The following is a 20,833-nucleotide window of genomic DNA, read 5'->3' on the forward strand; positions in this document are numbered from 1 at the left end:
CGGCGGCCCACCCCCTACCCTGGTGGGCATGACCGACCGCCGCGCCCTCGTCCTCGCCTCCGCCTCCCCCGCCCGCCTCGGGCTGCTGCGCCAGGCGGGCCTCGACCCGCGCGTGGTGGTCAGCGGCGTCGACGAGGACGCGATCACCGCCGCGAGCCCCGCCGAGCTCGCCCTCGTCCTCGCCGAGGCCAAGGCCAAGGCGGTCGCCGCCGAGCTGACCGGCGGCGAGCTGGTGATCGGCTGCGACTCGGTGCTGGAGCTGGACGGGCAGGCGCTCGGCAAGCCCGCCGACGCCGCCGAGGCCCTCGCCCGCTGGCAGGCGATGCGCGGCCGGTCCGGGGTGCTGCGCACCGGGCACTGCGTGATCGACACCGCCACCGGCGAGCAGTCCTCGGCCACCGCCTCCACCACCGTCCGCTTCGGCACCCCGGACGACGACGAGGTCGCCGCCTACATCGCCTCCGGCGAGCCGCTGCACGTGGCCGGCGCGTTCACCCTGGACGGCCGCTCGGCGCCGTTCGTCGAGGGCATCGACGGCGACCCGGGCAACGTCATCGGCCTCTCCCTGCCGCTGCTCCGCCGGCTGCTCGCCGACCTCGGCGTCCGGATCACCGACCTCTGGGCCTGATCCGCCGCCGGCTCCCCCGCCACGAGGACCGACCGGTCCCCTCACCGTCCGTCCCCGTGGCCCTCGCGGGAGCCCGCTAGGCTGACCGCCGCCGTTCGAACGGGGAGGGGACAGGCCGATGACCGACAGTCTGCTCAACGTGCTGCTGGGGCTGGTGGCGAGCGCGATCAGTGCCGCGCTCGCCTGGCTCGCGCAGAACCTGCGCCGCCGCCGGCGGCTGGAGCGGGTCCGCGCCTTCTTCGGCCTGCCGGCCGGCAGCGAGTGCCTGATCGTGGTGAACCGCAGCGTCGGGGTCGGGGCGCACGCCCGGACGGTCACCCGGCGCGACGCCTACGCGCTGATGGAGCTGGCCGCACTGGTCAAGGAGTGCGACGCGCGGACCGACCTGGTCGCGCACGACGCCGTCCACCGCGGCCTGGGCACCAAGACCGAGTTCTGCTTCGGCGGCCCCAGCAGCAACGAGCGGATGGCCGCCCACCTGGCCTGGGGGCTGCCCGGAGTGACGGTCACCAACGGCTCGGAGGGCCCGAACAACGTCATCGTGGTGGGCGACCGGACCTTCACCGTCGACTGGGACACCGAGGTGTACGCCCTGCTGGCGCGCCTCGCCACCCCCGAGGGCGGGCGCCCGGTCTTCCTGATATCCGGCCAGACCGGCATCGCCAACCACGCCGGCGTCCGCTACCTCGTCGCCAACCACCGCCGGCTCGCCCGCCGGTACGGTGAGGACGGTTCGTTCGCCCTGGTCCTGAAGGTCGTCAACCCGAAGGCCTACGGCCCCGATGTGGTGGAACTGGCCGCCGACATCACCGCGCCGGCCCGCGAGCGGGCCGCCTCCGCGGCCCCCGCGGGGTGAGTGTGGCCAAGGCCACCGCGTCGCCGCGCCGCCCCGTCACCGTCCGCACGGGACGGCTCCCGGCGACGGCACCGGCACCCACCTGGGAAGACCCCGACCGGGTCGCGGATCGGGTCCCCGAACGCATCACCCTCCGTGTGGGATAGTTCACAACCTGGGGCTACTCGCCGGTACCACCCAGAAATCCATAAACTCGACCAGGTTCAAGAAGGGAGCCACAGTGCGCAAGGTGCTCATCGCCAACCGCGGAGAAATCGCCGTCCGCGTCGCCCGGGCCTGCTCGGACGCCGGTATCGCCAGCGTCGCCGTCTACGCCGAGCCGGACCGGGATGCGCTGCACGTCCGCGCGGCCGACGAGGCTTACGCGCTGGGCGGCGACACCCCCGGTACCAGCTACCTCGACATCGCGAAGGTCCTGAAGGCCGCCGCCGACTCGGGGGCGGACGCCGTCCACCCCGGCTACGGCTTCCTGTCGGAGAACGCCGAGTTCGCCCAGGCCGTCCTCGACGCGGGCCTGACCTGGATCGGCCCGCCCCCGCAGGCCATCCGCGACCTCGGTGACAAGGTCACCGCCCGGCACGTGGCGCAGCGCGCCGGTGCCCCGCTGGTCGCCGGCACGCCGGACCCGGTCTCGGGCGCCGACGAGGTCGTCGTCTTCGCCCAGGAGCACGGCCTCCCGGTCGCCATCAAGGCGGCGTTCGGCGGTGGCGGCCGCGGCCTCAAGGTCGCCCGCACGCTGGAGGAGATCCCGGAGCTCTACGAGTCCGCGGTTCGCGAGGCGGTCGCCGCCTTCGGTCGCGGCGAGTGTTTCGTCGAGCAGTACCTGGACAACCCCCGGCACGTCGAGACCCAGTGCCTGGCCGACCGGCACGGCAACGTGGTGGTCGTCTCCACCCGTGACTGCTCGCTGCAGCGCCGGCACCAGAAGCTCGTCGAGGAGGCGCCCGCGCCGTTCCTCACCCCCGAGCAGAACGCCGAGCTGTACCGGGCGTCCAAGGCCATCCTCAAGGAGGCCGGCTACGTCGGCGCCGGGACCTGCGAGTTCCTGGTCTCCCAGGACGGGCTGATCTCCTTCCTGGAGGTCAACACCCGCCTCCAGGTCGAGCACCCGGTCTCCGAGGAGGTCACCGGGATCGACCTGGTCCGCGAGATGTTCCGGATCGCCGACGGCGAGGAGCTCGGGTACGACGACCCGGAGGTGCGGGGTCACTCGATCGAGTTCCGCATCAACGGCGAGGACCCGGGCCGCGGCTTCCTGCCCGCGCCCGGCACGGTGACGCTGTTCGCGCCGCCGTCCGGCCCCGGCGTCCGGCTGGACGCGGGCGTCGAGACCGGCTCGGTCATCGGCCCCGCCTGGGACTCGCTGCTCGCCAAGCTGATCGTCACCGGCACCACCCGCAAGCAGGCGCTGCAGCGCGCCGCCCGGGCGCTGGCCGAGTTCAAGGTCGAGGGCATGGCCACGGCCATCCCGTTCCACCGCGCGGTCGTGACCGACCCGGCGTTCGCGCCCGAGGTGCACGGCGGCGACGGACCGTTCACGGTCTTCACCCGGTGGATCGAGACCGAGTTCCAGAACACCATCCCCGCGTTCGCCGGTGCGCCCGGCGAGGGCGAGGAGGCCGAGGGCCGCGAGACCGTGGTGGTCGAGGTGGGCGGCAAGCGGATCGAGGTCTCGCTGCCGTCCTCGCTGGGCGTCGCGTCCGCCCCGGCGGCCGCCACCGGCGGTGCGGCCAAGGCCAAGCGCCGGGTCGGTGCCAAGAAGGCCGGCTCGGCGGTCAGCGGTGACACCCTGGCCTCGCCGATGCAGGGCACCATCGTCAAGGTCGCCGTCGAGGAGGGCCAGGTCGTCGCCGAGGGCGAGCTGATCGTCGTCCTGGAGGCGATGAAGATGGAGCAGCCGCTGAACGCCCACAAGGCGGGCACCGTGGTCGGCCTCAAGGCCGAGGTCGGCGGCAGCGTCAGCAGCGGCGCCGCGCTCTGCGAGATCAAGGACTGACGGCTCAGGCCGCCGGACCGGTCCGTACGCCCCTCGGGGTGTGCGGACCGGTTCCGTTTCCGGCCCCGCGACGGCGGTACCGGTCGGCGCCGCCACCGGCACGGCGCCCGCCCGGTGGCGGCGTCAGCGCCCGCGCGGGACGGCCCCCAGCTCGGCGAGCCGGGCCGGCAGCGGACCGCCCGGCCCGCCGGGGCCGCCGTGCGCGCCGGGGCGGCGCTGACCGGGCAGCGGGGCACCGCCGGGCGGCGGGGCCGCGCGCCGGGCCAGCGGGCCGGGCTGGGTCTGGTGGACGGGCCCGCTGCCGGTGCCGTGCACGGGGGCGTCCCCGGTCGGCGCGGCGCTCAGCGGCGCCAGGTCGATCTGCACCCCGCAGTCGGCGAGCGCGTCCAGCTCGCGGGCGGTGGTGTCGTCGGCGGCGGCGTGCTCGTCGGTGACCAGCCGGGTGATGGTCTCGGTCGGGACGGTCTGGAACATGGTGTCCGCGCCGAGCTTGGTGTGGTCGGCGAGGACGATGACCTCGGCAGCCGACTGCACCAGAGCCCGGTCCACGCTCGCGGAGAGCATGTTCGTGGTCGACAGCCCGCGCTCGGCGGTCAGTCCACTGCCGGAGATGAACGCCTTGGAGACCCGCAGCCCGTGCAGCGACTGCTCGGCGCCACTGCCCACCAGGGCGTAGTTGGAACCCCGCAGGGTGCCGCCGGTCATCACCACCTCCACCCGGTTGGCGTGCGCCAGCGCCTGCGCGACCAGCAGGGAGTTGGTGACCACCGTCAGCCCGGGCACCCGGGCCAGTCGGCGGGCCAGCTCCTGCGTGGTGGTACCGGCGCCGACCACCACCGCGTCACCCTCCTCCACCAGGCCCGCGGCGAGATCGGCGATGGCGCTCTTCTCGGCCGCGGAGAGGTGGGTCTTCTGCGGATAGCCGGGTTCGCGGCTGAAGCCGCCGGGGAGCACCGCGCCGCCGTGCCGGCGGTCGAGGAGCCCTTCTGCCTCCAGTGCCCGTACGTCACGACGTACGGTCACTTCGGAGGTCTGGACGACGCGGGCCAGTTCGCGGAGCGACACAGCTCCGTTGGCGCGCACCATTTCGAGGATCAACTGGCGACGTTCTGCTGCAAACACAGAACCGACGGTAACCTGCGTGACCGTCTGCTTTCAGGCGTTTGCAGCTAGTAGCGGGAATTGCTCACGCACGAGCGGCGCGTGACCGTACAATACGCGCCGTCAGCAACCCGGGACTGCGCCCGCCGTCCGGGTGACGGACCCGCCCGCGCGAAGGGCGGCCGCCGACCGGCAGCCACCCCCAACTGCGCGTCCGGTGCTCAGGATTCGCCGTCGGCCCGCTTGCGGATGTGCAGCTGCCGGGCGGCCTCGGCGGTCGAGCCGGAGACGGACGGGTAGATGGTGAAGGCGCTGGCCACCTGTTCGACCGTCAGATTGGCGTCCACCGCGAGCGCGATCGGGTGGATCAGCTCGCTGGCGCGCGGGGCGACCACCACGCCGCCGACCACGATGCCGGTGCCCGGGCGGCAGAACAGCTTCACGAAGCCGTCCCGGATGCCCTGCATCTTGGCCCGCGGGTTGCCCCGCAGCGGCAGCTTGACCTCGACCGCGTCCATCTTGCCGCAACTCACGTCGGCGGCGGTGTAGCCGACGGTGGCGATCTCCGGGTCGGTGAAGACGTTGGAGGCCACGGTCTTCAGGTTCAGCGGCTGCACCGCGTCGCCGAGCGCGTGGTACATCGCGATCCGGCCCTGCATGGCCGCCACCGAGGCGAGCATGAAGACGCCGGTGCAGTCACCGGCCGCGTACACGCCGGGGGCACTGGTGCGGGACACCCGGTCGACCTTGATCTGACCCCAGTCGTTGAGCTTCACCCCCGCCTCCTCCAGGCCCATCTCGGCGGTGTTGGGGATCGAGCCGACCGCCATCAGGCAGTGCGTGCCCCTGATCACCTTGCCGTCGGAGAGCGTCACCTCGACGTGGTCGCCGACCCGCTTGACCGTCTCGGCCCGGCTGCGGCCCATCACGTTCATGCCGCGGCGGCGGAAGACCTCCTCCAGCACCTCGGCGGCGTCCGGGTCCTCGCCCGGCAGCACCCGGTCGCGGCTCGACACCAGGGTGACCTTGGAACCGAGCGCCTGGTAGGCGCCGGCGAACTCGGCGCCGGTCACACCGGAGCCGACCACGATCAGCTCGGCCGGCAGCTCCTCCAGGTCGTACACCTGGGTCCAGGTCAGGATCCGCTCGCCGTCCGGCTGGGCGTCCGGCAGCTCGCGCGGGTGCGCGCCGGTGGCGATCAGCACCGCGTCCGCGTGCAGCGACTGGACGCTGCCGTCGGGCGCGTCCACCAGCACCTCGCGGGAGCCGTCCACGGCCTGCCCGCCGCCGCCGAGCCGGCCCCGGCCGCGCAGCACGGTGACCCCGGCCCGGGTCACCGACTGGGTGATGTCGTGGGACTGCGCGATGGCGAGGCGCTTGACGCGTCGGTTGACCTTGCCGAGGTCCACGCCGACCACCCGGGCCTGCCGCTCCAGCGGTGGGGTGTCGTCGGCGACGATGATGCCCAGCTCTTCGTACGAGCTGTCGAAGGTCGTCATCACCTCCGCGGTCGCGATCAGGGTCTTCGACGGCACGCAGTCCGTGAGCACCGCCGATCCGCCCAGACCGTCGCGGTCGACGACGGTCACCTCCGCGCCGAGCTGGGAGGCGACGAGCGCCGCCTCGTAGCCGCCGGGTCCGCCACCGATGATCACGATCCGAGTCACGTCCACCATTGTCCCGTATGCCGAGCGCGCTGCCACGCCGGGGTCGGGGCTTCTGTCCGATCGCCCAGTCGCCGTAGGCTGCACCTCATGCCCCTCTACGCCGCGTATGCCACCAACCTCGATGCTCGGCAGATGACCCGCCGCGCTCCGCACTCCCCGCTGCGCGGTACCGGGTGGCTGGACGGCTGGCGGCTCACCTTCGGCGGCGAGCAGCTCGGCTGGGAGGGCTCGCTGGCCACCGTGGTCGAGGACGAGAAGGAGCAGGTCTTCGTCTCGCTCTACGACGTCGCGCCGATGGACGAGGAGGGCCTGGACCGCTGGGAGGGCGTCCAGCTCGGCATCTACCGCAAGATCAAGCTGCGCGCGCACACCCTGGACGGCGACATCCCGGTCTGGACGTACGTGCTCAACGACTACGAGGGCGGCCTGCCCGCCGCCCGCTACCTGGGCCTGGTCGCCGACGCGGCGGAGAGCGCCGGGGCGCCGCACGACTACGTCCTGGACCTGCGCCGCCGCCCCTGCTGACCTCCGGGCCCGCGCGGCACCGCCGCACCCCCGACTTCCCCGGCCCCGACTCCCCCCGGCCCGGGCGCCCGCCGCCCCGGGCCGGCGCACGGCTCGGCGCCCGCCCGGCCCGGCGGCGGCCGCGCGGCGCCGGACGGCTGTAGCTTGCTCCCACCCGGGCCGCCGGAAGCAGGCCTCCGAGCTGTACTTTCACGCCATCCGGGTAACGATCCGGCACGTCGTACCGGGATCTTCTACGCGCGTAGCCGATTCCCGTCTATCCTCGGACCTGTGAACGCATCTCCTCAGTCGGTCGTCTCCGCCGACCCCTACGCCGCCGCCCAGGCCGCCGCCGAGCGCCTGCGCGAGCTGACCGGCGCCGAGCGCCACGACGTCGCCCTGGTGATGGGCTCCGGCTGGGTGCCGGCCGCCGACGCCCTCGGCGAGACCGTGGCGGAGTTCCCGGTCACCGACCTCCCGGGCTTCCCCGCCCCCGCCGTGGCCGGCCACGCCGGCACGATCCGCTCGGTGAAGATCGGCGACAAGCGCGCCCTGATCTTCCTGGGCCGCAACCACTACTACGAGGGCCACGGCGTGGCCACCGTGGTCCACGGCGTGCGCACCGCCGCCGCCGCCGGCTGCGGCATCATCGTGCTGACCAACGGCTGCGGCGGTCTGCGCGACGGCTGGGTCCCCGGCCAGCCGGTCCTGATCAGCGACCACATCAACCTGACCGCGGACTCCCCGATCGTCGGCGCCAACTTCGTCGACCTGACGGACCTCTACTCCAAGCGGCTGCGCGACCTCTGCCGCGAGGTGGACTCCACCCTCGACGAGGCCGTCTACGTGCAGTTCCGCGGCCCGCACTACGAGACCCCGGCCGAGGTCCACATGGCCCGGGTGATCGGTGGCGAGCTGGTCGGCATGTCCACCACGCTGGAGGCCATCGCCGCCCGCGAGGCCGGCGCCGAGGTGCTCGGCATCTCGCTGGTCACCAACCTGGCGGCCGGCATCACCGGTGAGCCGCTCAACCACGCCGAGGTGCTGGAGGCCGGCAAGGCCTCCGCCGAGCGCATGGGCGCGCTGCTCGCGAAGGTCCTTGAGCGGATCTGATCCGGCTCTGACGCACAATCGTGAGCGACGGGGTTCGCGGGCGGCTGTGATCCGCTGATCACACCCGCCCGCGGGCCCCGTCCGCATGCGCGCCCCACTCTCGCGGAACCCTCCGGCCGACCGAACCGACGCACTTCCCCATGGAGTCGCAGCCATGACGCAGGCACCCACCACCGATCTCCTCGCCCGGGCCCGGACCTGGCTGGCCGAGGACCCCGACCCGCAGACCCGCGAGGAGCTGGCCGCGCTGCTGGCCGCGGCCGAGGGCCCGGACGCCGAGTCGGACAGCAAGCTCGCCTGGTCGCGACTGGCCGAGCGGTTCTCCGACCGCCTCCAGTTCGGCACCGCCGGCCTGCGCGGCGAGCTGGGCGCGGGCCCGATGCGGATGAACCGCGCCGTGGTGATCCGGGCCGCCGCCGGCCTGGTGGCGTACGTGAAGAAGGAGAACCTGGGCGACCTCGTCGTCATCGGCTACGACGCCCGGCACAAGTCCTTCGACTTCGCCCGGGACACCGCCGCCGTGGTGGTCGGCGCCGGCCTGCGGGCCGCCCTGCTGCCGCGCGCGCTGCCCACCCCGGTGCTCGCCTTCGCGGTCCGCCACCTGGGCGCGGCCGCCGGGGTCACCGTGACCGCCAGCCACAACCCGCCGCAGGACAACGGCTACAAGGTCTACCTGGGCGACGGCTCGCAGATCGTCCCGCCGGCCGACGCCGGGATCGCCGCCGAGATCGACGCGATCGGCTCGCTCGCCGAAGTCCCGCTCGCCGAGGACGGCTGGGACGTCGTCGGCGAGGACGTCGTGGACGCCTACCTGGCCCGCGCCGTCTCCATCGTGGACCCGCACAGCCCGCGCGACCTGGCCGTCGTCTACACCCCGATGCACGGCGTCGGCCGGGACACCCTGGTCGCCGCCTTCGACCGGGCCGGCTTCCCCGCGCCCACCGTGGTCGCCGAACAGGCCGAGCCCGACCCGGACTTCCCGACCGTGGCCTTCCCCAACCCGGAGGAGCCGGGGGCGATGGACCTCGCCTTCCGCACCGCCGCCGCGGTCGGCCCGGACATCGTCATCGCCAACGACCCGGACGCCGACCGCTGCGCGGTGGCCGTCCCGGCCAACGGCACCGCCGGCGGCGACGGCACCGGCTGGCGGATGCTGCGCGGCGACGACGTGGGCGCGCTGCTGGGCGCCGCGCTGGTCGCCAAGCGGGCCACCGGCACCTTCGCCACCACCATCGTCTCCTCCACCCTGCTCGGCCGGATCGCCGAGGCGGCCGGGCTGGGCTACGCCGAGACGCTGACCGGCTTCAAGTGGATCGCCCGCGCCGACGGCCTGCGCTACGGCTTCGAGGAGGCGCTGGGCTACTGCGTCGACCCGCAGGGCGTGCGCGACAAGGACGGCATCACCGCCGCCCTGCTGGTCGCCGAGCTGGCCGCGACCCTCAAGCGGTCCGGCCGCACCCTGGCCGACCTGCTGGACGACCTGGCGCTGGAGCACGGCCTGCACGCCACCGACCAGCTCTCCGTCCGGGTGGAGGACCTCGCGCTGATCGCGGAGGCGATGCAGCGCCTGCGCGAGCGGCCGCCGACCGTGCTGGCCGGCCTGACGGTCACCCGGGCCGACGACCTGACCGCCGGCTCCGCCGACCTGCCGCCCACCGACGGCCTGCGCTACTACCTGGCCGGCGAGGGCGTCCGCTCGGCCCGGATCGTGGTCCGGCCGTCCGGCACCGAGCCCAAGCTGAAGTGCTACCTGGAGGTCGTCCTCCCGGTCGGCTCGGCCGCCGACCTGGCCCCCGCCCGGGAGCGCGCCGCCGAGCTGCTCGGCGCGATCAAGCGCGACCTGGCCGCGGCCGCCGGCATCGACGCCTGATCCACCCGCGCACGACGAAGGGGCCCGCCGTTCCCGGCGGGCCCCTTCGTCGTGCTCCTCGGCGTGCTCAGGCGACGATCGCGGCGATCAGCGCGACCAGACCGAGCAGGGTCGGCGCGATGATCCACCAGCACCACCGCACGACCAGCGGGCCTGCCGCGTCGGGGCGGCCCGCGTTCCGCTCGGCGGTCTCCTGGAGGATCGCGACCACCTGGTCGGACCAGGCCCGGTTCGGGTCCGGCGCGCCCTCGACCACCGACGGCGCCGGCCGCCCGAAGGCCGTGCCCAGCCGGGAGGCGTGCTGCTGCCCGCCGCCGCGCTGCTGGATCCGGTTGGCCCGCTTGCGCTGGCGCAGCGACACCGGCACGGCCCACACCTGGTACTTGTGGCCCCCGGCCAGCAGCTCCACCGAGTACCCCGCGCGCAGGGCGTCCACGGCCGCCCACGGCGCGGTGATCGTCCGCAGCGGGTTGCGCACCACCAGCCGGCGGTCGTTCACCCGCACGGCCGGCCGCAGCGTGTAGGCGATCACCGGGAAGGCGAACACCGGTACCGCGGCCAGCGCGACGTACGGGGTCCTGCCCGTCCCGTTCAGCACCGCGTCCCCGATCAGCCACCCGGCCACGGCCAGCAGGAGCACACCGGAGATCACACCGGGAATGGAGCGGTACACGCGGTCGGCGTACACGGGCTCCCCGTCGGAGCCGGCCGAGCCCTGGTGGGGCTTGCCGTCGGATTCGGTCATGGCGACGATTCTGCCCCATGCACCCCGTGATCTACAGGGGTGGCGATCACCGTGGTGGCCCCGGCCGTCGCCCCCGGCCCGGCGGCGGGCCCCGCCGCTTCCCGCCGTTCCGCCGCCGTTCCGCCGCCGCTCCCCGCCGTTCCCCGGCCGCGAGCGCTTCCGGGCCGGGCCCACCGGGCCGAGATCTCGGTCCGGCATCGAAAAGCGGGCCCCCTAGCGGTTGGCTACGCGCGTAGATATGCTGGTGTGGTGACTATGTCCACTCTTGCAGCCAATGCCCCCGGCGCTGCGGGCAGCGGTCTTGAGGACGTTGCGGCGTCCGAGGCCTCGCTCCGCCGCTTCCTGCACGGCCTGCCCGGCGTCGACCAGGTCGGCCTGGAGGCGCGCGCCGCCACTCTCGGTACCCGCTCGATCAAGACCTCGGCGAAGGCGTACGCCATCGACCTGGCCATCTCGATGATCGACCTGACCACCCTCGAAGGCGCGGACACCGCCGGCAAGGTGCGCGCGCTGTGCGCCAAGGGCCGGACCCCGGATCCGTCCGACCCGGCCACCCCGCGCGTCGCCGCCATCTGTGTCTATCCGGACATGGTCGCCACCGCGAAGGACGCCCTGCGCGGCACCGACATCCAGGTCGCCTCCGTCGCCACCGCCTTCCCCGCCGGGCGCGCCGCGCTCCCGGTCAAGCTCGCCGACACCGCCGACGCGGTCGCGGCCGGCGCCGACGAGATCGACATGGTGATCGACCGGGGCGCCTTCCTCTCCGGCCGCTACCTGGACGTCTTCAACGAGATCGTCGCCGTCAAGGAGGCGTGCAAGCGCCCCGACGGCACCGCCGCCCACCTCAAGGTGATCTTCGAGACCGGCGAACTGCAGACGTACGACAACGTGCGCCGCGTCTCCTGGCTGGCGATGCTGGCCGGCGCCGACTTCATCAAGACCTCCACCGGCAAGGTCGCCGTCAACGCGACCCCGCCGGTCACCCTGCTGATGCTGGAGGCCGTCCGCGACTTCAAGGCGCAGACCGGCGTCCAGGTCGGCGTGAAGCCCGCCGGTGGCATCAAGACCACCAAGGACGCCATGAAGTACCTGGTGATGGTCAACGAGACCCTCGGCGACGACTGGCTGACCCCGCACTGGTTCCGCTTCGGCGCCTCCAGCCTGCTCAACGACCTGCTGATGCAGCGTCAGAAGCTGACCACCGGACGGTACTCCGGCCCCGACTACGTGACGGTGGACTGATCACCATGGCCAAGAAGAAGAACATCGAGGAGCCCGCGGCCCAGCCGACCGGCGGCCTCTTCAGCTACGCCCCGGCACCCGAGTCCCCCGCCGCCGCAGGTGACATCGCCACCTCGTACGGCCACTTCATCGGCGGCGAGTTCGTCGACTCCTCCGGCAGCGAGGCCCTGAAGACGGTCAACCCGGCCACCGAGCAGGTGCTCGCCGAGTTCGCCCAGGGCACCGAGGAGGACGTCGACCGCGCGGTCGCCGCCGCCCGCAGGGCCTTCGCCGACTGGTCGGCGCTGCCCGGCAGCGAGCGCGCCAAGTACCTGTTCCGGATCGCCCGGATCATCCAGGAGCGCAGCCGCGAGCTGGCCGTGCTGGAGTCGATCGACAACGGCAAGCCGATCCGCGAGACCCGCGACGTCGACCTTCCGCTGGTCGCCGCGCACTTCTTCTACTACGCGGGCTGGGCCGACAAGCTCGACTTCGCCGGCTACGGCGCGAACCCGCGCCCGCTGGGCGTGGCCGGCCAGGTCATCCCGTGGAACTTCCCGCTGCTGATGCTGGCGTGGAAGATCGCCCCGGCGCTGGCCACCGGCAACACCGTGGTGCTGAAGCCGGCCGAGACCACCCCGCTGACCGCGCTGCGCTTCGCCGAGATCTGCCGCCAGGCGGGCCTGCCGAAGGGCGTCGTCAACATCGTCACCGGTGACGGCCGCACCGGCGCCGCGCTCACCTCGCACCCGGACGTCAACAAGGTCGCCTTCACCGGCTCCACCCCGGTCGGCCGGGCGATCGCCAAGCAGATCGCGGGCACCCGCAAGAAGCTCTCGCTGGAGCTCGGCGGCAAGGCCGCGAACATCGTCTTCGACGACGCGCCGATCGACCAGGCGGTCGAGGGCATCGTCAACGGCATCTTCTTCAACCAGGGCCACGTCTGCTGCGCGGGTTCGCGCCTGCTGGTCCAGGAGTCGATCCACGACGAGCTGCTGGACGCCCTGAAGCGCCGGATGGGCACCCTGCGGGTCGGCGACCCGCTGGACAAGAACACCGACATCGGCGCCATCAACTCGGCCGCCCAGCTGGCCCGGATCACCGCGCTGACCGACGCCGGCGAGGCCGAGGGCGCCGAGCGCTGGTCGCCCGCCTGCGAGCTGCCCGGCACCGGCTTCTGGTTCAGGCCGACCGTCTTCACCGGCGTCAGCCAGGCCCACCGGATCGCCCAGGAGGAGATCTTCGGGCCGGTCCTGTCGGTGCTGACCTTCCGCACCCCGGCCGAGGCGGTCGACAAGGCCAACAACACCCCGTACGGCCTCTCCGCCGGCATCTGGACGGAGAAGGGCTCGCGCATCCTCTGGACCGCCAACCGGCTCAAGGCCGGCGTGGTCTGGGCCAACACCTTCAACAAGTTCGACCCGACCTCGCCGTTCGGCGGCTACAAGGAGTCGGGTTACGGCCGCGAAGGTGGCCGCCACGGTCTGGAGGCCTACCTCGATGTCTGATGTCGTGAGCCGTCTTGATGTCCTCAAGACCTACAAGCTGTACGTCGGCGGGAAGTTCCCGCGCTCCGAGAGCGGGCGGGTGTACGAGGTGACGGACTCGAAGGGCGAGTGGCTGGCCAACGCCCCGCTCGGCACCCGCAAGGACGCCCGGGACGCCGTGCTGGCGGCCCGCGCGGCCGTCAAGGGCTGGGCCGGCACCACCGCGTACAACCGCGGCCAGGTGCTGTACCGCGTCGCCGAGATGCTGCAGGGCCGGCGCGAGCAGTTCGCCGCCGAGGTGGCGCTCTCCGAGGGCGTCGGCCCGAAGAAGGCCGCCGCCCTGGTGGACGCCGCCATCGACCGCTGGGTCTGGTACGCGGGCTGGACCGACAAGGTCGCCCAGATCGCGGGCGGCGCCAACCCGGTCGCCGGGCCGTTCTTCAACCTCTCCACCCCGGAGCCGACCGGTGTGGTCGGGATCGTCGCCCCGCAGGCCGGTTACGGGCACTCGCTGCTCGGCCTGGTCTCGGTGATCGCGCCCGCCATCGCCACCGGCAACACCGTGGTGGTCGCGGCGGCCGCGGACGCCCCGCTGCCGGCCCTGTCGCTGGGCGAGGTGCTGGCCACCTCGGACGTCCCCGGCGGCGTGGTCAACATCATCTCGGGCCGGACCGCCGACATCGCGCCCACCCTGGCCTCGCACCAGGACGTCAACGCGGTGGACCTCACCGGCGCCATCGCCGCCGACGGTCCCGGCGCGGCGGGCGCGCTGGAAGCCGCCGCCGCGGATACCCTGAAGAGGGTGGTCCGTCCGGAGCTGGACCCGTTCGCCCAGGACTGGACCAATGCTCCCGGTACCGACCGGCTACTCTCGTTCCTGGAGACGAAGACGGTCTGGCACCCGATGGGGATCTGACCTCCTCGTCACCCCCCGGGCCCGGTGGGCCCACCGAGTAACAACTCCACAAGCTGGCCGTCCCCAGTGCCCTCACCCCCCCAGGGCCCGGACGGTCATTGGACGGACCCGCGCCTCTCCCCCCCTGGCGCGGGTCCGTCGACTTTCCGCCTCCGGTGTCCCCGGCGGCTCTCCTCCCTGGATCCGTCGACTTTCGTCGCCGGCCCGCCATGCTTTCGGCGCTCCCGGCCGGCCCCCGCCCCCGCGCAGACTGGGGCGACACCGCACACCGAGGGGGGCACCGCGTGGGAGAGATCGCCGGCGAGCTGATGGCACTGTTCGCGGACGGGTTCGTCCGCAGGCTGTTCGTGGCCCGCGCCCGGCGCCGGCTGGCCGCCGGCAAGCCGGTCCGGATCCCCTGCTCGGCCCGCTCCGACGGCCCCGGCTGGCCGCCGCGCTACGTCAGCGGGAGGATCCGCGTCACACCGGGCGCCGCGAGCGCCGAGTTCGGCTCACGCGAACTCGACGGCGCCGGCCCGGTCGTACTGGCCGCCGGCGGGGCCTTCCGGGCCCCCGAGCCGGACACCTGGCACGACCACGACTGGGCCGCCACCGCCTACCTGGCACCCGGCTCCGGGCAGCCGGTCTTCCTCCAGGTCGACAGCCGGTACCTGCCGCTGCTGCACCTCGCCCTCGCCGCACCGGAGTCGCCGCACAAGGTGTGACCCGACGGGTTTCGGCATCCGGCCCCGATGCGTCAGACTGGTGTCCCGTGAGTGACTCCCCGCTGAATGCCGCGCCGATAGCCCGTGCCCGAGTGGTCCTGCTGTCCGGGCCCTCCGGATCGGGGAAGTCCTCACTGGCGGAACGGAGCGGCCTTCCGGTGCTCCAGCTCGACGACTTCTACAAGGACGGGGACGACCCCACCCTGCCGCTGCTGGACGACGGCGCGGTCGACTGGGACTCCCCGCTCGCCTGGCACCGTGACGAGGCCCTGGCGGCGATCCGCGGCCTCCACGAGAGCGGCCGCGCCGAAGTCCCGGTGTACTCGATCCCGGCCAACGGCCGCGTCTCCACCCAGGTGCTGGACCTCGCCGGGGCGCCCGCGTTCATCGCCGAGGGCATCTTCGCCGCCGAGATCGCCGGCGCCTGCGCCGCCGAAGGCCTGCTGGGCGACGCCCTGTGCCTGCGCAACGGCGCGCTCACCACCGCCTGGCGGCGGCTGCGCCGGGACGTCCGGGAGAGCCGCAAGTCGCTGCCCGTCCTGGTGCGCCGCGGCTGGCGGCTGATGCGGGCCGAGCGCTCGATCGTCGGCCGGCAGGTCGAACTGGGCGCCCACCCCTGCACCGGCCCGGAGGCGGACCGGCGGATCCGCGCGGCGGCCGGACGGCAGCTCTCCGCGGTCTGAGCTCCACCCGGGGGGCCGCCACGCCCGCAGGCACGCTTGCACTCACGCACGAAGAACGGCGGGCCCGGTGCGTCTCCCCCGCACCGGGCCCGCCGCCTTCCCGGACGGTCATCGGGCTCCCCCGGTTACGCCGCTCCCCCGAGCCGGCGCTGCCAGTTTCCCTGACCGTCCTCACCCGTCCCCCGACGGGAGTCCCTCGCCCCTCGCGGGGCCGTTCTCAGGCGACCAGCTCGCCGAACGCCCGGGCGGTGTCGCCCGACTTGTTCAGGTGCTCGTCGTCGCGCAGCCGGCGCAGCGCGCGCCAGATGCTGCTCTTGACCGTGCCGACGCTGATGCCGAGCACGTCGGCGATCTCCGGGTCGGTCTTGCCCTCGTAGTAGCGCAGCACCAGCATGGTGCGCTGGTTCTCCGGCAGCTTGGCCAGCGCCTGCCAGAGCACGGCGCGCAGCTCGGTGCCGCCCATCGCGTCGGTGTCGCCGACCGTCTCCGGCAGCTCCTCGGTCGGGTACTCGTTGACCTTGCGGCGCCGCCAGGCGGAGATGTGCAGGTTGGTCATGGTGCGGCGGAGGTAGCCCCCCACCGCGGCCTTGTCGGTGATCCGGCCCCAGGCCCGGTAGGTGCTGAAGAGCGCGCTCTGCAGCAGGTCCTCGGCCTCGAAGCGGTCCCCGGTCAGGTGGTACGCCGTGGCGTACAGGGAGGCGCGGCGCTCGCGCACGTACGCGGTGAACTCCGTGGTGTAGTCCTCCGCGACGGCCGGGTGCTCCCCCTGCGCGTCTCCCTGTCCCGCCTCGGCGGTGCGGGTCGCCGCGGGGTTCAGCCGCAGCAGCGTCGCACCCGCGGCCCCGCGGCCGGCCGACTCCCCCGAGTCGACCTTCCGCAGCCCGCTCCCCCCGATCCCCCGGGTTCCCCCGTTCCCCCCCAGGGTGTCCTTGCCCTCGACGCGGACGGGGAGGATCCCCCGCAGCGTCAGGGTGTTGGCGGAGTCGGCCACGTTCCCCCGGTGGCCGATCCCGTACAGCTCCCCCTGCCTGCCGCCGCCGCTCACCCGGCGGGCGACAGTGTTTCCACCGGCGCTGTGCGCGCACCCCCGCACGGTCACGGCACCGGAGGTCTCGTCGGTCCTGACCTCGTACCGGGTCCGGTGGGTGGCCGATGACGAACGCGCGGTGCGGTCAGCCGGGTTGGTCCGGGTCTGCAGCCTGGCGTTCATCGTGCGCCCCCTTGGTCGGTACGAGCGGTTCCTGTTGCCGCCGTTCAGCCGGCCAGTTGGCCCGCTGTCCTGCGGCGACATGGAAAATCTTGCCCGCCGGTTGTGATGACGCTGTCCGTCGACTGTCACAGGGCTGTCACAGGGGCGGGGCTTTCGTCCCGCATCGCCTCCCGCCGTGACGGACGCCGGTGGCTCGGGTTCCGGTTCCCACCCGGTCGGTGACCGGTGCCGGGGGGTGATTCGGCGCTCCGGGTGAGCCAGAATGAGGCCGTGCCTTTCCTCCTACTGATCGAGGACGACGACGCCATCCGTACCGGCCTCGAACTCGCTCTCACCCGCCAGGGCCACAAAGTGGCCACCGCCGCCTCCGGCGAGGACGGTCTGAGGCTCTTCAAGGAGCAGCGGCCGGACCTCATCGTGCTGGACGTCATGCTGCCCGGAATCGACGGCTTCGAGGTCTGCCGCCGGATCCGCCGCACCGACCAGCTTCCGATCATCCTGCTCACCGCCCGGTCCGACGACATCGATGTCGTGGTCGGCCTGGAGTCCGGCGCGGACGACTACGTCGTCAAGCCGGTGCAGCCGCGCGTCCTGGACGCCCGGATCCGGGCCGTGCTGCGACGCGGTGAGCGGGAGAGCTCGGACTCCTCCGCGTACGGGACCGTGGTGATCGACCGCGCGGCGATGACCGTCACCAAGGACGGCGAGGACCTCCAGCTCACGCCGACCGAGCTGCGGCTGCTGCTGGAGCTCAGCCGCCGGCCCGGGCAGGCCCTCTCCCGCCAGCAACTGCTGCGCCTGGTCTGGGAACACGACTACCTCGGCGACTCCCGGCTGGTGGACGCGTGCGTCCAGCGGCTGCGGGCGAAGGTCGAGGACGTGCCCTCGGCGCCCACCCTGATCCGCACGGTGCGCGGGGTCGGCTACCGTCTGGACCCGCCGGCGTGACCGCGCCCGGCAGCGCCCCGCTGCTGATATCCCGCCTCTCCTGATCTTCCGCAACGACAGGCTCCCGTGACTGACCTTCAGACGACGACCAGCCGCTTCTCCTCGGGCCCGTGGCGACGGCTGCGTTCCCTGCGGGTGCGGCTGATCGCGGTGTTCGCCGCGGTCGCGCTGCTCGCCGCCGTCTCGGCCTCCGGCATCGCGTACTGGCTCAACCGGGACGCGGTGCTCAAGCGCGCCCAGAACACCGCGCTCAACGACTTCCGGGTCTCGCTCACCCGCAACGTCTCCGAGCTGCCGCTGAACGCCACCTGCGCCGAGCTGAACCAGCTCGCCGCCAGCGTCGCCAGCTCCGGGCTCAGCTACGAGGTGGTGGTCTCCGACCCCGCCCGCCCGGACTGCCTCGCCTCCTCGGCCCCGCTGACCTACACGCTCGCCGACGTCCCGGCCAAGCTGCGGGACACCGTCGCGAAGCCGCGCGAGCTCACCGAGAACAACCCGTACGCGTTCCACCTGTACTGGCAGCGGCAGAACCTGGAGGGGCGGCCGTTCGTGATCGGCGGCACCAAGGTGGTGCCGACCGGGCCGACGGCCTACATGTTCAAGTCGCTGGAGAACGAGCGGGCCGACCTGAGCACGCTCGGCTGGTCGCTGGCGATCGCCACGCTGCTGGCGCTGATCGGCTCGGCGCTGCTCGCCCAGGCCGCGTCGGCGACGGTGCTGCGCCCGGTCAAGCGGCTCGGCGAGGCCGCCCGGCGGCTCGGCGAGGGCCATCTGGACACCCGGCTCGAAGTCGAGGGCTCGGACGAACTCGCCGATCTGGCAAGGACGTTCAACCGCACCGCGGAGTCGCTGCACGAGCAGGTCGAGGAGCTGAGCGCGCGGGAGGCGCAGAGCCGGCGGTTCGTCGCCGACATGTCGCACGAGCTGCGGACGCCGCTGACCGCGATGACCGCCGTGACGGACATCCTGGAGGACGAGGCCGAGTCGCTGGACCCGATGATCGAGCCGGCCGTGCGGCTGGTGGTCAACGAGACGCGCCGGCTCTCCGACCTGGTGGAGAACCTGATGGAGGTGACCCGCTTCGACGCCGGTACGGCCAAGCTGGTCGCCGACGAGGTGGACATCGCCGATCTGATCATGTCCTGCATCGACGGCCGGGCCTGGTACGACGCGGTGGAGCTGGACGCGCCGCGCGGTGTCCGGGCCGTGGTCGACCCGCGCCGGCTGGACGTCGTCTTCGCCAACCTGATCGGCAACGCGCTCAAGCACGGCGGCTCGCCGGTGCGGGTGACGGTCCGGGAGGAGGGCCCCGCGCAGGCTCCGGCGGACGGCCCGGCCGACGGCCCGACGGACGGCCGGGAGGATGACGGCCCGGTGGTCGGCCCGGCGGTCGGAACGGTGATCGTCGAGGTCTCGGACAGCGGCCCCGGCATCCCCGAGGACGTGCTGCCGCACGTCTTCGACCGGTTCTACAAGGCGGACAAGGGGCGGGCGCGTTCGGAGGGCAGCGGTCTGGGCCTGTCGATCGCGATGGCCAACGCGCAGATCCACGGGGGGACGATCACGGCCGCGAACGGGGAGGTGGGGGCGGTGTTCACGCTGACGCTGCCGCGGACCCAGCCTCCGCCGTCGGCCGACGACTCCGAGGAGAGTGCGCTGTGACCTCCCGCCCGTCCGTTCCGGCGGGTCCGGCCGACCGGGCCCGCGCCGTCCGCGGTTCCCGCCCGGACCGCGGTTCCCGCCCGGGCCGGGTGTTCGGCGCCGCCGCCCTGGTGGCGCTGGCCGCCCTCGCCGCCGGGTGCGGCATCCGCCCGACCGCCGTCCCGGTGGACGCCGGCGCGCCCGCCAGCCGGACGGCCTGCCCGACCGCGCCGCAGATACCGACGGCGCCGGCCGCACCGTCACCGGTCGGCCCGACACCGCCCGCCGCGCACTCCTCGGCGAAGTTCTTCGGGAGCCCGTCCCCGTCGGTCACCCGGGTGACCCCGGGGCCGTCCACCCCGCCGACGGACAACGTGTTCACCGCGGTGGCGACGCCGTCGCCGACGGCGTCGGCCACCTGCCGCTGATCGACTCCGTGGGATCCGGGCCGCATCTCGACCGGATCGGGTCCGAACGGGGGCGCTCCGGGCCGTTTCGGTCCGCTCCGGGCGTGCGGCGGAATGTTCACGCCGGGCGTGGAACCGCCGCGCCACCGGCTCACGTCCTTCCCCGCGTGCAGCGAGATGGCACCAGGGCACGCGACGAGCGTTCCGGCGTGCGGACCGAGACCGGGCCGGCGGCGGCCGTCCACCGTCCCCTACGGCTGGTCGGCCTCGTCGGCCTCACCCTCCACCTGGCCCTGGCGGGCTGGCTGGTGCTGAGACCGTTGCCGGTGGCCTGGGTCTACGACGCCAACCTGACGCCGCTGGCCTCGCTCCGCTCCTCCACCGCCTGGCAGGTCCTCGGCGAGCTGCTGCTGCTGGCCCCGCTCGGCGTCCTGCTCCCGCTCGCGGGCGGCCGCCTGCGGGCCCCCTGGCTCCCGTCCTTCCTCCGCACCACCGGCGCCTCCGCCCTGCTGGCCACCGCCCTGGAGTTCCTCTCCTCCTGGGCCCCGGGCCACATCCTGAACGTGGACCACATACTGCTCGCCAGCGTCGGCGTGGCGATCGTCCACCTGGCCCTGGTGCCCGGCTGCCGGTCCCTGCTGCTCCGGCCCCGCCGGGCGGGCGCCGGCCGCCCGGCGCCCGCCCGGGCCCCCGCGCCGGCCCACACGCCGACTCGCACGCCGGTCCACGCACCGACCCACGCTCCCGTCTACGCGGAGCCCGTCTCCTCCCACGGCCGCTGAGGCGGCTCGCTGCTCGCCGGGCAGGAAAAGCAGCCGGGAGCTGCCACCGCGCACGTGCCCGGGTCGAGCAGCCGCCCGTCGTCGGGGGCGACCCGCCCGCACGCCCGGCAGCGCACCGTGACCCGCCCGCCCGCCGCCCGCAGGCGGGCCACCGCGACGTCGAGGTCCCGCAGGTTTCCGTCCCGCACGGGGGCGGGCAGGTCGTCCAGCAGCAGCCTGCCGTGCCAGAGGCTCAGCCCGGTCACGGCGCGGAGGGCGCGGAGCAGCTCGATCCGCCGCTCCCCCGCGCCGGTCAGCTCGGCGACGAACTCCGGTTCCTCCATCCGCCCGGCCCTCCCCGGCCTGCCCGCTCCG

20 protein-coding genes are annotated in these 20,833 nt (G+C 73.7%); 15 read left to right on the forward strand and 5 right to left on the reverse strand.

What is annotated here, in order from left to right; genetic code table 11:
- Window positions 1–28 precede the first annotated feature (28 nt).
- The 3 genes from OG618_RS15380 (at window position 29) to OG618_RS15390 (ending at window position 3,480) form a co-directional block, all read left to right on the forward strand.
- Window positions 29–628 (forward strand): nucleoside triphosphate pyrophosphatase, encoded by a 600-nt coding sequence (locus tag OG618_RS15380; RefSeq protein WP_329487970.1) that lies wholly within the window; start codon window positions 29–31, stop codon window positions 626–628.
- A gap of 118 nt (window positions 629–746) precedes the next feature.
- Window positions 747–1,484 carry a hypothetical protein gene (locus OG618_RS15385; protein ID WP_329487971.1) on the forward strand — a complete coding sequence of 246 codons (738 nt, stop codon included), beginning with the start codon at window positions 747–749 and terminating at the stop codon, window positions 1,482–1,484.
- Window positions 1,485–1,704: 220 nt separating this feature from the next.
- The gene (locus OG618_RS15390) at window positions 1,705–3,480 is read left to right on the forward strand and encodes an acetyl/propionyl/methylcrotonyl-CoA carboxylase subunit alpha (protein ID WP_329487972.1); all 1,776 of its coding nucleotides are present in this window, start codon (window positions 1,705–1,707) and stop codon (window positions 3,478–3,480) included.
- Window positions 3,481–3,603: 123 nt separating this feature from the next.
- On the opposite strand, the gene OG618_RS15395 is transcribed toward OG618_RS15390, so the two are convergent.
- Window positions 3,604–4,566, reverse strand: coding sequence for a DeoR/GlpR family DNA-binding transcription regulator (locus tag OG618_RS15395; RefSeq protein WP_329492125.1), 963 nt, complete (start codon window positions 4,564–4,566; stop codon window positions 3,604–3,606).
- Window positions 4,567–4,802: 236 nt separating this feature from the next.
- Window positions 4,803–6,257, reverse strand: coding sequence for an NAD(P)H-quinone dehydrogenase (locus OG618_RS15400; protein WP_329487973.1), 1,455 nt, complete (start codon window positions 6,255–6,257; stop codon window positions 4,803–4,805).
- 78 nt (window positions 6,258–6,335) lie between these two features.
- Between OG618_RS15400 and OG618_RS15405 the strand changes: the two genes are divergently transcribed.
- From OG618_RS15405 to OG618_RS15415, 3 genes are all read left to right on the forward strand, one after another.
- Entirely contained in the window at window positions 6,336–6,773 is a 438-nt protein-coding gene (locus tag OG618_RS15405; protein WP_329487974.1) for a gamma-glutamylcyclotransferase, read from the forward strand.
- Window positions 6,774–7,043: 270 nt separating this feature from the next.
- The gene (locus tag OG618_RS15410; RefSeq protein ID WP_329487975.1) at window positions 7,044–7,865 is read left to right on the forward strand and encodes a purine-nucleoside phosphorylase; all 822 of its coding nucleotides are present in this window, start codon (window positions 7,044–7,046) and stop codon (window positions 7,863–7,865) included.
- A gap of 154 nt (window positions 7,866–8,019) precedes the next feature.
- A complete protein-coding gene (locus tag OG618_RS15415; RefSeq protein WP_329487976.1) occupies window positions 8,020–9,735 on the forward strand; it encodes a phospho-sugar mutase in 1,716 nt (571 codons plus the stop codon).
- A 67-nt stretch (window positions 9,736–9,802) separates the two neighbouring features.
- Here the strand turns inward: OG618_RS15415 and OG618_RS15420 are convergent, their stop codons facing one another.
- The gene (locus OG618_RS15420) at window positions 9,803–10,480 is read right to left on the reverse strand and encodes a PH domain-containing protein (protein WP_329487977.1); all 678 of its coding nucleotides are present in this window, start codon (window positions 10,478–10,480) and stop codon (window positions 9,803–9,805) included.
- A 255-nt stretch (window positions 10,481–10,735) separates the two neighbouring features.
- On the opposite strand from OG618_RS15420, the gene deoC reads away from it, so the two are divergent.
- From deoC to OG618_RS15445, 5 genes are all read left to right on the forward strand, one after another.
- Window positions 10,736–11,722 (forward strand): deoxyribose-phosphate aldolase, encoded by a 987-nt coding sequence (gene deoC, locus OG618_RS15425; protein WP_329487978.1) that lies wholly within the window; start codon window positions 10,736–10,738, stop codon window positions 11,720–11,722.
- 5 nt (window positions 11,723–11,727) lie between these two features.
- Entirely contained in the window at window positions 11,728–13,209 is a 1,482-nt protein-coding gene (locus tag OG618_RS15430; RefSeq protein WP_329487979.1) for an aldehyde dehydrogenase family protein, read from the forward strand.
- Entirely contained in the window at window positions 13,202–14,104 is a 903-nt protein-coding gene (locus OG618_RS15435; RefSeq protein WP_329487980.1) for an aldehyde dehydrogenase family protein, read from the forward strand. Before OG618_RS15430 ends, OG618_RS15435 begins: the two co-directional genes overlap by 8 nt.
- Before the next feature lie 284 nt (window positions 14,105–14,388).
- Window positions 14,389–14,808: a hypothetical protein gene (locus OG618_RS15440; RefSeq protein ID WP_329487981.1), complete on the forward strand. Its 420-nt coding sequence runs from the start codon at window positions 14,389–14,391 to the stop codon at window positions 14,806–14,808.
- 158 nt (window positions 14,809–14,966) lie between these two features.
- On the forward strand, window positions 14,967–15,491 hold the full coding sequence (locus OG618_RS15445) for an ATP-binding protein (RefSeq protein WP_329487982.1): 525 nt from the start codon (window positions 14,967–14,969) through the stop codon (window positions 15,489–15,491).
- 217 nt (window positions 15,492–15,708) lie between these two features.
- On the opposite strand, the gene OG618_RS15450 is transcribed toward OG618_RS15445, so the two are convergent.
- On the reverse strand, window positions 15,709–16,413 hold the full coding sequence (locus OG618_RS15450; RefSeq protein WP_380386853.1) for a SigE family RNA polymerase sigma factor: 705 nt from the start codon (window positions 16,411–16,413) through the stop codon (window positions 15,709–15,711).
- A gap of 558 nt (window positions 16,414–16,971) precedes the next feature.
- Between OG618_RS15450 and OG618_RS15455 the strand changes: the two genes are divergently transcribed.
- The 4 genes from OG618_RS15455 (at window position 16,972) to OG618_RS15470 (ending at window position 20,479) form a co-directional block, all read left to right on the forward strand.
- Window positions 16,972–17,649, forward strand: a complete 678-nt coding sequence (locus tag OG618_RS15455) for a response regulator transcription factor (protein WP_329487983.1) — start codon at window positions 16,972–16,974, stop codon at window positions 17,647–17,649.
- 66 nt (window positions 17,650–17,715) lie between these two features.
- Window positions 17,716–19,311: a HAMP domain-containing sensor histidine kinase gene (locus OG618_RS15460; protein WP_329487984.1), complete on the forward strand. Its 1,596-nt coding sequence runs from the start codon at window positions 17,716–17,718 to the stop codon at window positions 19,309–19,311.
- Window positions 19,308–19,718, forward strand: coding sequence for a hypothetical protein (locus OG618_RS15465; RefSeq protein WP_329487985.1), 411 nt, complete (start codon window positions 19,308–19,310; stop codon window positions 19,716–19,718). The genes OG618_RS15460 and OG618_RS15465 overlap by 4 nt, the downstream gene beginning before the upstream one ends.
- 188 nt (window positions 19,719–19,906) lie before the next feature.
- Window positions 19,907–20,479, forward strand: a complete 573-nt coding sequence (locus OG618_RS15470) for a VanZ family protein (RefSeq protein WP_329487986.1) — start codon at window positions 19,907–19,909, stop codon at window positions 20,477–20,479.
- On the opposite strand, the gene OG618_RS15475 is transcribed toward OG618_RS15470, so the two are convergent.
- The gene (locus tag OG618_RS15475; protein WP_329487987.1) at window positions 20,446–20,802 is read right to left on the reverse strand and encodes a ribosomal protein L7/L12; all 357 of its coding nucleotides are present in this window, start codon (window positions 20,800–20,802) and stop codon (window positions 20,446–20,448) included. The two genes, OG618_RS15470 and OG618_RS15475, sit on opposite strands and share 34 nt — an antisense overlap.
- Between the last annotated feature and the right edge of the window lie 31 nt (window positions 20,803–20,833).

The organism is Kitasatospora sp. NBC_01246, assembly GCF_036226505.1.
Classification (GTDB): Bacteria; Actinomycetota; Actinomycetes; order Streptomycetales; family Streptomycetaceae; genus Kitasatospora.

Bases quoted from the DNA above. Each gene is read 5' to 3' on its own strand.
- OG618_RS15415 (WP_329487976.1), top strand. From the start codon at position 8,020: ATGACGCAGGCACCCACCACCGATCTCCTCGCCCGGGCCCGGACCTGG.
- deoC (WP_329487978.1), top strand. From the start codon at position 10,736: ATGTCCACTCTTGCAGCCAATGCCCCCGGCGCTGCGGGCAGCGGTCTT.
- OG618_RS15475 (WP_329487987.1), bottom strand. From the start codon at position 20,802: ATGGAGGAACCGGAGTTCGTCGCCGAGCTGACCGGCGCGGGGGAGCGG.
- OG618_RS15405 (WP_329487974.1), top strand. From the start codon at position 6,336: ATGCCCCTCTACGCCGCGTATGCCACCAACCTCGATGCTCGGCAGATG.
- OG618_RS15400 (WP_329487973.1), bottom strand. From the start codon at position 6,257: ATGGTGGACGTGACTCGGATCGTGATCATCGGTGGCGGACCCGGCGGC.
- OG618_RS15420 (WP_329487977.1), bottom strand. From the start codon at position 10,480: ATGACCGAATCCGACGGCAAGCCCCACCAGGGCTCGGCCGGCTCCGAC.
- OG618_RS15430 (WP_329487979.1), top strand. From the start codon at position 11,728: ATGGCCAAGAAGAAGAACATCGAGGAGCCCGCGGCCCAGCCGACCGGC.
- OG618_RS15380 (WP_329487970.1), top strand. From the start codon at position 29: ATGACCGACCGCCGCGCCCTCGTCCTCGCCTCCGCCTCCCCCGCCCGC.
- OG618_RS15395 (WP_329492125.1), bottom strand. From the start codon at position 4,566: ATGGTGCGCGCCAACGGAGCTGTGTCGCTCCGCGAACTGGCCCGCGTC.
- OG618_RS15435 (WP_329487980.1), top strand. From the start codon at position 13,202: ATGTCTGATGTCGTGAGCCGTCTTGATGTCCTCAAGACCTACAAGCTG.
- OG618_RS15385 (WP_329487971.1), top strand. From the start codon at position 747: ATGACCGACAGTCTGCTCAACGTGCTGCTGGGGCTGGTGGCGAGCGCG.